The organism is Prosthecobacter sp. Pr1 (assembly GCF_057652315.1).
This window is the reverse complement of record NZ_JBYFBS010000041.1, coordinates 1-10,907: the sequence shown is the minus strand read 5'-3', so window position 1 is coordinate 10,907 and position 10,907 is coordinate 1. Positions and strand designations below refer to the sequence as shown.

The following is a 10,907-nucleotide window of genomic DNA, read 5'->3' as shown; positions in this document are numbered from 1 at the left end:
GACACCGTTGCGTCTATAAAATAATGCCAGGCATTTAGTAATTGATTACTGCGAAAAATGACCCAATTTCGGCCGCATGAAATCGACTCAGTCTGCTGATCCCCAAGCGCTCCCGCTCGAAGAGCAACTCGTTGGCGTGAATGCGAAAACGGGCCTCTATCCTGGCGCGCGATCTTGGTCCGGCGGCAGGTTCCGCATCCTGGGAAAGGGACCGCTGGAGTCGTATTGCTATCACGTCATGTCGCGGACTTGCGGTGGTGAGGTGCTGTTTGATGAAGTGGAGAAGGAGGCGCTGCGCCGCGTGATCTGGCGGATGTCGGAGTTCTCCGGGGTCAAGGTGGCGACCTACTGCATCATGGGGAATCATTTCCACCTGCTGGCCGAGGTGCCGCACCGGCAGACGTGGCTGCAGCGGTTTGAGGGAGTGGACGGCGAGGCGCGTCTGTTTGATCACCTGCGCACGCTGTACAGCCGTGCCTACCTGGGCTTGTTGCGGGATGAGTTGAAGGATCTGCGCGAGCGAGGCATGGCCGTGCTGGCAGAGCAGCGGGTGGACGCGCTGAAGAAACGATTCTGCGATCTGTCCCTCTTCGTCAAAGAGGTGAAAGAGCGCTTCAGCCGCTGGTTCAACAAACGGCGCGGCCGCCGCGGCACGCTCTGGATGGATCGTTTTAAAAGTGTCATCGTGGAGGGCAAAGGCGAAGCGTTGCGGACGATGGCCGCCTACATCGATCTCAATCCCGTGCGCGCCGGTCTTGTGAAGGACCCGAAGGACTACCGCTGGTGCGGCTACGCGGAGGCGCTGGGCGGCAGCCGCAGAGCGCAACGCGGACTCTGCAAGGCGCTGAGCAAACCGGTCGATGGTTGGAAAAGTGCGGGCGCAGCGGTGGCGTATCGCTGCCTGCTGCATGCGGAGGGTCGCGAAGTGAAGGATGCGCAAAACGAAAACGTCGTGCGGCGCGGCGTGAGCGTAGAGTCGGCCCGTGCCGTTCTGGCCAAGGGCGGCAAGCTCAGCCCTGCGGAGCTCGTGCACCTGCGTGTGCGCTACTTCAGCGATGGCATCGCGCTCGGGAGCAAGGAGTTTGTCGAGGGCCTCTTCATGGATCAGCGGGAGCACTTCGGGCCCAAGCGCAAACGTGGCAGCCGCCGCATGACGGAGTCAGACGAACCCTTTTACACGCTGCGGCAGCTCCGCACACGGCCTCTGAGCTGACAAAGGTCACGCATCCCGAACCCACGCAGAAGGAGATTCGGACTTATCCAGCATCAAGTGCAGGCGGTAGGCACGACGAACCGCGTGGTGTCAAAAGCGACCGATGTACCACATTGCCAGTGTGACTTTCGGATCCGTTCCCCAAAGGATTGATCCAAACGCTAGGAGCGTCTGAAGTCCTCCAGCCCTCACCCGTGGCACGAAGGTTTCCCCCCCTCACTCAATCTCCTTCGCAAACTCCGCCAGCGCCTCCCTCAGCCGCGCGATTTCATCCGTCACCTCCGCGAGCAGTTTCCCCGCCTGCAGCAGATTTCCATTCCGCGTGCACTGTGTTAGCGCGGACACCGCGTTGAAGGCCGGTGCGGCGGCGTAATTGCCCACCAGTCCCTGCAATGAATGGGCGGCTTGATGCAGTGCTTCGGCATCCAGCTCATGCAGCGCCAGGCAGGCGTGGCCTAGCATGGGTTGCGACTCCTCAAAGAACAGCCGGATCAGCTCCAGCATCAGCGGACCATCGCCAATGTTGTCGCAGAAAGTGTCGGCGTCGAACACAGGCTCATGGCATGCAGCACCAAAGGGCAGGGGATCCGCCTGGGGGGTCTCGCTGAGGCTGGCAAACTTTTCCAGCAGCGGATAAAGCTCCGTCGAGTGAATGGGCTTGGCGATGTAGTCATCCATCCCCGCATCCAGGCACTGCTCGCGGTCACCCTTCATCGCATTCGCCGTCATGGCGATGATGGGCACATGCCTGTCGGTGCCGGCCTCGCTTTCGCGGATGGCCAGCGTCGCTTCAAATCCGTTCATCTCAGGCATCTGGATGTCCATGAGGATAGCGTCAAAAGTCTGGCTGGCGAGCAGCTCCAAAGCCTCGCGCCCATTGTTGGCCAGCGTGACCTCATGCCCCCGATCCTCCAGCATCTTGATGGCCACGAGTTGATTCACCCGGCCATCCTCCGCCAGCAGCAGCTTCATCGGCGCCATGCTCTGCAGCCCCGGCATGTCATAGGCGCTGCTCGTTCTGTCATCGGCCATCAGCCCGCCCATAACGCGGCTGATCGTGTCAAAAAGATCCGAGTGCTTCACCGGCTTGGTCAGGCAGCGCTCATAGCCCAGATCTTCATCGCCGATCTCGGCGGTCAGATTGCCACCGGATGACAGGATCAAAATTTTCGGTGCGCTGTCGCCGAAACGTTCCCGGATCTGGCGGCAAACTTCCGCGCCATCCATCTCCGGCATCATGTAGTCCAGCAGCACCAGCGGGATGGGCGCACCTTCTGCCCGCGCCTGCTCCAAAAGATCCAAGGCCTCGGCACCACTGGCGGCAAGGACCGGTCGCAGCTCCCAAGTCTTGAGCATTTCTTCGAGGATCGTGCGGTTCGTCGCATTGTCATCCACCACCAGCACCTGGAAGTCGCGCAGTTTGTCGGGCAGCATTCGCGCGGCATTCGGCTTCTGGGTGCCCAGTTCAAACTGCGCGGTGAAGTGGAAGATGCTGCCCTTGCCCGGCTCGCTCTCCAGCCACATGCGCCCCTGCATAAGCTCCACTAGCTGCCTGGAAATGGTCAGGCCCAGCCCGGTGCCGCCGAAGCGCCGTGTCGTGGAGCTCTCCGCCTGCGTGAAGGATTCAAACACATTCGCCTGCTTGTCCTTGGCAATGCCGATGCCCGTGTCAGACACCTGCACATGCAGGATCACCCGGTCTTCGGTCCGGCTCTCCACGCGGAGTTCCACCACGATCTCACCACGCGGCGTGAACTTGATGGCATTTCCTACCAGATTCAAAATGATCTGCCTCAGTCGGCAGATGTCGCCGATCAGGCAGTCCGGCACGTCAGGCTTCACCAGGTAGGCCAGCTCAATGTCTTTCTCCGCCGAGCGTGCCGCCAGCGTTTGCAGGGTGTCCCCGATGGAGTCGCGCAGATCAAACTCATGGCTGTCCAGGTCCATCTTGCCCGCCTCGATCTTGGAGAAATCCAGGATGTCATTGAGCACCGTCATCAGCGAATCCGCCGACTGCCGCACCAGGTTCAAGTAACCGCGCTGATCGCCCGTCATGCGCGTGTTCAGCAGCAGCTCCGTCATGCCCAGCACCCCGTTCATCGGCGTGCGAATCTCGTGGCTCATGTTCGCGAGGAAGGTGCTCTTGGCCTGGTTCGCCGCCTCGGCCGCCGCACGCGCCATGCGCAGCTCGTCCTCCGTCTGGATGCGCTGGGTGATGTTTCGCGCCGCCGCATAGATCGCCGTTTTGCCGGCATTTGGCGCGGCGGTCCACTCGATCCACAAGTAGCCGCCGTCCTTGTGCTGGTAGCGATTGATGAAGTTGACCAGGTTCAGCCCCACCTCCAACCGCTCGACCGCCGCCACGGTTTTCGGCCGGTCCTCAGGATGCACAAATTCGAGGAAGGGCTGGCCCAGCATCTCTTTCTCCGTGTAGCCCAGCGTGGTGCAAAAGGCCGGATTGATGCGTTTGAAGTAGCCGTCCATGCCCGCGATGCAGAGCATGTCCAGCGCCACCTGAAAGAAGGGGCCCAGCCCGCTGCTGGCCTCCTCCGCCTCACGCTTGGCGCGCACCAGTTCATCTTCCACTCGCTCGCGCAGCGCCAGCTGCTGCACCAGTTCCAGCTTCGTCTGCTGCAGCTCCGCCATGGACTGCTCCAGCAGCGCCTTCTGCGAAGCCAGCGCGGCATTGGCCTTATAAAGCGCCTCTTCGGTCTCCTTGAGCGCCGTGATGTCCTTGGAAATCCCACAGGTGCCGATGATGCCGCCATCCGCATCGCGCAGCGGGATCTTCGTCACCAGCGCCCAGCCCGTGCGTCCGTCGAGCAGCCGCTTTTTTTCCTCCTTGCCGGTGATGGATTTGCCCAGCCGCATCAGCTCCTGCTCATCCTCCAGCGCCGCCTGCGCCAGTGCGGGATCGAAGTAATCGAAGTCCGTTTTGCCGATCACCTCCGCCGGATCACACGCCCCCAGATACTCGGCCTCGGACCGGCTCACCAGCACAAACGCCCCCTGCTTGTCCTTGAAATAGATGCGGTCAGGAATGTAATCCAGCAGGCAGCTGAGCAGTTTGTAGTGCTCCTCAATGCTCGATAAATTCGGCGCACAGAAAGCCGGAGTGGCTCTGTCCGCCGGTGCATGGGCTGGCTTGGCGACGTCAGGCATTCGCCACCTAATACGCCCCCTCTTCGAAAATGGCAAGGATGGCATGCGGGCATCACAAGCCTCAATCACTCAACGCCATGAGGCGCTCAACGTTGCCGCAAGGCCAGGATCATCCCAGCTCTGCGCAGCAGCTCTGTACTGGGAGCGCCGGTTTTCAACCGGCTCTGGAAAGCTCCGCCACACAGCCAAGCACCTCATGCCACATCTGCACCATCCGCGCTCTCCAAAGCCGACCCACTCTACACCCCACGTGCCAGCCTCATCGGCTGTAACTTTAGTCCGCAACAGAATCCATCTCTGCCCCCTCTGCTCCTCCGCCCCTCTGCGGCAAAAACGAACGTCCCATGCATATTCACCTTCAACCATCCCATATCCCTCCCAATCAAAACAACTCCATCTGCCCACCCGCATCCTTCGGCCGCCGAAATGCCTCCGCACTCACCTCCGGCCTCCGGTGCAGCATGCCGGCACGTTTGATCGACACCTTAAACATCGCGGCGATCTGCTCCGACCACACACCCATGCCCTTGAGCCGCTTGCCAAATTCACCGTGAGACATCGTCTTCCCCTGGGTCTCCTCGATGCGGCTGAGAATCTTGTCCCGCATGCCTGGAAAGTGCTGGTCCAGCCACGCACGAAACACATCCTTCACCGCAAAGGGCAGGCGCACCACCGTGTATCCCGCGAACTGCGCCCCCGCAGCGCGCGCGGCTTCAATGAGCGCGGGGATTTCCGAATCGTTCAATCCAGGAATGATCGGCGCGGTGGAGACGCCCACGGGTATGCCTGCCTCATGCAGCAGGCGGATCGCCTCCAGCCGCATCTTGGGAGATGACGCACGCGGCTCCAGCTTGCGGGCCAGTTCGGAATCCAGTGTCGTGATTGAAATATACACCGCCGTGGCGGAATGCCGCGCCAGCTCGGCCAGCAAATCTATATCCCGCGTGACGAGGTGGTTCTTCGTGATCAGCACCACCGGGTGACGGCACTCGGCCAGCACTTCCAGGCAGCCCCGCGTGATGCGCAGCTTTTTCTCAATCGGCTGGTAGCAGTCCGTGACTCCGCTGAGGGACAGCGTCACCGGCTTGTAGCTCGGCTTCAGCAACTCGGCGCGCAGCAGGGCAGGGGCGTTCTCCTTGACCATGATGCGGGACTCAAAGTCCACCCCGGCGGAGAAGCCCAGGTACTCATGCGTGGGCCGTGCGTAGCAGTAGGCGCAGCCGTGCTCGCAGCCACGGTAGGGGTTCAGGCTGGCCTCAAAGGGCAGATCCGGGCTGCTGTTGCGCGAGATGATGCTGGACGAGTGATCATGCAGGAACTTCGTGGCTACCTTCTCCGGCGCTTCACCGGGATCGTAGTCCACATGCAGCTCTGCGAACCGCTGGTCCGGATTGTGCCCGGCTCCGCGTCCACGAATGCCCTTCGACACGCCCGTAGAGGCGTCATTCCGTTCGCTGTGCAAATGAACAGGCATATGCTCCTTTTACGCTTCGCGAGCTGCGAAGGCAAGAGGTGCCTGCGGGATCTTGGCAATCGGATTAAGCCGCCGCGACCGCCACTGCGTGGGGAGCCTGCGGCACCCCGCGCCGGGCCAGAAATTCATCCGCCAGCGCCCGGTAAGCCTGCGCACCACGGCCGGAGGGCTCATACTCGATGATGCTCTTGCCAAAGCTCGGCGCCTCACCCAGGCGCACCGTGCGCGGGATCAGCGTCTGGTAGCAGGTCTCGGCAAAGTAATTGCGCACGTCATTGACCACCTGGTTCGCCAGATTGGCGCGGCTGTCATACATCGTCATGACGATGCCTTCCAGCAGCAGGTTCGGATTCGCCCCGCACTCGCGGATCTGCTGCACCACATTCACGATCTTGGAGAGACCTTCGAGGCCAAAGTACTCGCACTGGATGGGCACGAGGAGTTCGTCCGCCGCCGCCAGGGCACCCGTCATCAGCACGCCGAGGGAGGGCGGGGTGTCCAAAATGGCGTAGTCGAAATGGCCGGAGTCGCGCAGCGGGGCCAGCACCTCTTTCAGACGGTTCATGTGGTTGCCTGCTTGGGCCAGTTCGATTTCACAACCCGCCAGCTCCTGATGAGAGCGGATGATGGAAAGGTTCGGCAGCCGGGTGCTGCGGATGGCCAGGCGCGGGTCCGTGCCGTCCACCAGTGCGGAGTACAGGCTCCCCCCGTCTTCCTGGGCCAGCCCGAGTCCGCTGGTGGCATTCGCCTGGGGGTCAAGGTCCACCAGCAATACCCGCACCCCGCGCTGGGTGAGGCACGCGGCGAGGTTCAAAGCGGTCGTCGTTTTACCGACACCGCCTTTCTGGTTGGAAATGGCGACAATCCTCATAGGTACTTGGCACTGGACTTTGCAGATAAACCATGGGACACGCCAGCACGAAATGGAAATCACAGAGAAATGGCTCGGAGAAATCGGCGGTTGGGCGGTGATGAAGTCCGCCCGCTCCTTGGTGGATGCAGGTTTGGCCGTCGTCACCAGCAGCAGTGACGGCATGATCCGTGGCACCGCCGGCTCCGGAAAACTGAAATTCACCACCGGCCTGCGCATCCGCACCTCCTCCGATGTGGAAAACCTCTGCACCTGCCCCCACGCCCGTCGCAGCGGCATGATGTGCGAGCACGCCCTCGCCGTGGCCCTCGCCCACGTCCGCGAGCAAAGCGGCGGCTCCCGCCCGGCTTCAGCCGGTTCTGGAGGCCATGCAGCGTCTTCAGCCGGCAGCACACGTTCTGTAGTTCCGCCTTTAGGCGGTTCCGGCGGTCTACGTCCCCCTTCAGCCGGTTCCGTCCCCCACAGCTCCGCTCAAACCAGCGCCACAAAACAGCTCCCCCTGACCCCGCTCAAGATCCCCGGTCACTACTCCCTATATCTCCCCGAGCCCCTCCTGCAGGGACAGATCCGCGAACCCTTCGGCGTCTTCGTGAAATACCTCCCCGGCGGCGAGGGCGAAACCTCCCTCTTCGCCGCCTGGCTCGCCAGCCAGGGAATCAAGCAGCCCCAGAGCCTGCCCATCTCCCTCAAAGGCGCAGGCCTGAACACCTTCCTGGAAACATTGGCCGAGCACCCCCGCGTCTTCGTCGGCAAGCCGAACGGCCAGGAGCGTCTCTTCCACGTCGCTCCTGAGCGCGTCCGTCTGCCGCTGGTCATTGAGTCCGTCGATCCCCAAACCGTCCGCCTCAAACTGGAAGGCGGCCACCAGAAGCACGTCATGGGCGCGTGGTGGATCTGCCAGGAGACCGCCTCCCTCTTTCGCCACTTGGCCGACACCCCCGCCCTCACCACCCTTGCGGGAGAGCTGAGTCGTTCAAGCGTTACCAAGCCGTTACGTTGGCTGGCGGAGCAGGGGGAGTCTCTGGGCGAATGCTTCCAGGTGGAACTGCGCGGCGCTGGCCTGGAGAAATTCCACGTCGCCCCCGTGCCCTGCCAGTTCGAAATCCAGCTCGACGGCTCGCTGCAGGTCGTGGATGCGAAACTCTCCGCCCGTTACAATTCGCACACTTGGCCCGTGCGCCATTCGGATGACAGTCATTCAATCTTCCCACTTCAGGATGAATCGAATGGCTTTGTATTCTACGTCCAAAACATAGAGGCCGAATTCCACCTTTTGCGCCGCTTGGAGGGCCTCGGCTTCAAGCCCGAAGGCCAGGTCTTGCGGTTGCAGGGCAGCGAGAACGTCCTCCGCTTCTACGCCTCCGAACTCCCGCAGTTGCGTAACCTCGCCACCGTTACCGAAGGCGAGCGCTGGCGCTCCGCGACTCGCGGCATCCAGCGCATCGCGCCCAAAACCAAGTTCGTCGCACCCGCCGGACAGATGGGCGGTGGCGACTGGCTCAGCATGGAGTTCGCCTACGAGTCCACCGACGGCTTCCGCCTCCCCCGTGCCGAAGTCCTGCGACTGGTCCGCTCCGGCCAAAGATCGGTCAAAGGGGCCAACGGCAAACAGTACATCCTCGACATCGCCGCCGTGGATGATTTGGAGGAATCCCTGCGGGATGTCCCCATGGAGCTCACCCCCGAAGGTGCCCGCGTCCACGGAGCCCATGCCGCCTACTTTGGCGATGAAGCCACAGGTGCCGCTAACGAGGTTAGCGTTACAAGTAGTGAGGTGCAGGCCGAGATCGGCGATCTCGCCGGCATGCTCCGCCCTTACCAGATGGAAGGCGTCTGCTGGATGACCTCCCGCATCCTCCGTGGTCGCGGCGGCATCCTGGCTGATGAGATGGGCTTGGGCAAAACCGTCCAGAGCATCGCCGTGGCCCTCTTCCTTAAGCAGCGCAAAGGCGACCAATGCGGCCCCATGATCGTCGTCTGCCCCAAGTCCCTGCTCGGCAACTGGCAGGCCGAGTTCGAGCGCTTCGCTCCCACCCTTAAAGTGCTCCAAATCCAGGGCGCAGGCCGCGAAAAAGCCCTCAGTACCATCCCCTCTTTTGACGTGATATTGACCTCTTATCAATTGATCATCAGAGATATTAAACATTACCAAACCATCCGCTTTGGTTTGATTCTTTTGGATGAAGCCAGCTTCATCCGCAACCCCGATACTGACGCCGCCAAGACCCTCCGCAGCCTCAATTGCAGCGGCCGGATCGCCCTCACCGGCACCCCCTTGGAAAACGGCGTGCGCGATTTGTGGTCCATCTTCCACTTCGCCCTGCCGGGTTATTTGGGGAACCAAACATCCTTCAAAGAGCGCTTCGAAAGCCCCATCCAGTCCGGCCTGGACCTCCCCGCAGGCCGCGACGCCGCCCAGCGCCTGCAAAAACTCACGCTGCCCTACTTCCTTCGCCGCACCAAACGCCAGGTGCTCAAAGACCTGCCCGAGAAGATCGAGCAGGTGCTGTGGTGCACCCCCAGCGCCGCGCAGAGCGAATTCTACCGCAAGATCCTGGAGGAGGGCCGCGAGGAGATCAAAGCCGCCCGCCGCCGCTCCGGCCAGAACGGTGCCAAGATGACCATGTTCACCGTGCTCCTGCGCCTACGGCAGGTCTGCTGCGATCTCCGCCTCACCGGCGTTCAGCCCGACGCCCTCAAAGGCCTTGGCCAGGACGACCTCTCCGGCAAATGGCCTGCCCTCCTCGGCCAGATCGAATCCGTCATGGAATCCGGCGGCAAGCTCCTCGTCTTCAGCCAGTTCGTCCGCTTTTTGCACCTCATGCGCGACCACCTGAAAGCCGAAAAACTCGATCACGCCTACCTCGACGGCAGCAGCCAGGACCGCTCCGAGCAGGTAGCCCGCTTCCAGAAAGACCCGAACTGCCGCATCTTCCTCATCAGCCTCAAAGCCGGCGGCTACGGTCTCAACCTCACCGCCGCCGACAACGTCATCCTCGCCGACCCCTGGTGGAACCCCGCCGTCGAATCCCAGGCCATCGACCGCGCCCACCGCATCGGCCAGCAAAAAGTCGTCAACGCCTACCGCCTGGCGATCCGCGGCACTGTCGAAGAACGCATTCTCAAGCTCCAGGCCCAAAAACGCGGCCTCGTCGAAGCAGCCCTCAACGACCAAGCCCCCATGATGGAAGGCCTCACCGAAAGCGATCTCGAAGCACTGATCCAGTAGCCCTCCCGCGCATTCAGCCACCGCCGCCTCTCAAAAGCAACCTCACGCCCAGGCTGGCCGCACGCACTACAGGGCTTACGCATGAAGCGAGGCGAGGATTTTGAGTCGGAAGGCAGGGGCGAGAGCAGCCCGGCGGCGTTTTCTGCGCAGGCTGAGCTTGGAGGTCTCGTCGCGAAGGGCCTTCATGGTCATTTCGCGCAGGATGGAGAGGTTGTGCGCACCATTGATGTCGCGCACCTGGCAGTGGTCTTCACGGAACGTCACATCCAGCACCCAATGGCAGCGGTTCTCCACTCCCCAGTGGCCGCGCACCAGTGCGGCGAGCCTGCGCACGTCGGCTTTGAAGCTGCATAAGAAGTAATGCACCTCTTCAAGCAGCGGACTCTCATGGCTGCGCTGGATGCTGCGGCGCACTTGCGCCACGCTTTGCAGCCCCGCCCATTTCCAGCTTTTGTGGAACCAGTCCAGATCATCGATGACGCTGTAACACCGCCTCTCGCAGCGCCCGTGCGAGAGCTCAAGGGTTTCGCTCTTGTGCTGACGGACGCTGGCAGGACTGGCTTGCAGCTGCTCTTTGAAGCGGGTCTCCACCGCCTGCAACGCGCCTTTCTGATTGGCTTTGAGCGAGAGCACATAATCGGCTCCTGCCGCATGGATCTGTTCGGCGATGGCGACCTGCGTGCCCATCGCGTCAATAGTGACGGTGGCACCCTGCAGGCTCAGCGATTCCAGCAGTCGTGGGATGGCCTCGATCTCATTGCTTTTCTCGTCACAGACGACCTGCCCGGCTCTCAGCGAACATTCATCCACCCAGGCGCGCACCAGATGCACCAAGTGCCTGCCCTGCTCGGCGTCGTGGGTGCCGCGCAATGTTTTGCCGTCGATGGCAACATGCTTGCCGCTCAGCTCGCCGCACCAGCCGGTGAGGATGTTCAAGAGCGCCTGCGGGCGCAGCGCC

The 10,907-nt window shown here is 62.0% G+C and carries 6 protein-coding genes; 2 read left to right on the top strand and 4 right to left on the bottom strand.

The window, feature by feature from the left end:
* Positions 1 to 76 precede the first annotated feature (76 nt).
* On the top strand, positions 77 to 1,213 hold the full coding sequence (locus tag AC24GY_RS29210) for a transposase (RefSeq protein ID WP_487690351.1): 1,137 nt from the start codon (positions 77 to 79) through the stop codon (positions 1,211 to 1,213).
* A gap of 216 nt (positions 1,214 to 1,429) precedes the next feature.
* On the opposite strand, the gene AC24GY_RS29205 is transcribed toward AC24GY_RS29210, so the two are convergent.
* The 3 genes from AC24GY_RS29205 to AC24GY_RS29195 form a co-directional block, all read right to left on the bottom strand.
* Positions 1,430 to 4,375: a hybrid sensor histidine kinase/response regulator gene (locus AC24GY_RS29205; RefSeq protein ID WP_487690349.1), complete on the bottom strand. Its 2,946-nt coding sequence runs from the start codon at positions 4,373 to 4,375 to the stop codon at positions 1,430 to 1,432.
* Positions 4,376 to 4,757: 382 nt separating this feature from the next.
* Positions 4,758 to 5,849 (bottom strand): PA0069 family radical SAM protein, encoded by a 1,092-nt coding sequence (locus AC24GY_RS29200; protein WP_487690347.1) that lies wholly within the window; start codon positions 5,847 to 5,849, stop codon positions 4,758 to 4,760.
* A gap of 64 nt (positions 5,850 to 5,913) precedes the next feature.
* Complete coding sequence (locus AC24GY_RS29195; RefSeq protein ID WP_487690344.1) at positions 5,914 to 6,720, bottom strand: ParA family protein; 807 nt, start codon at positions 6,718 to 6,720, stop codon at positions 5,914 to 5,916.
* A gap of 52 nt (positions 6,721 to 6,772) precedes the next feature.
* Here AC24GY_RS29195 and AC24GY_RS29190 point away from each other — a divergent pair, with 52 nt between their 5' ends.
* Positions 6,773 to 9,949, top strand: a complete 3,177-nt coding sequence (locus AC24GY_RS29190; RefSeq protein ID WP_487690341.1) for a DEAD/DEAH box helicase — start codon at positions 6,773 to 6,775, stop codon at positions 9,947 to 9,949.
* A 75-nt stretch (positions 9,950 to 10,024) separates the two neighbouring features.
* Here the strand turns inward: AC24GY_RS29190 and AC24GY_RS29185 are convergent.
* Positions 10,025 to 10,907: ISAs1 family transposase (locus AC24GY_RS29185; protein WP_487690339.1), on the bottom strand; the 883-nt coding region annotated here is incomplete at its 5' end.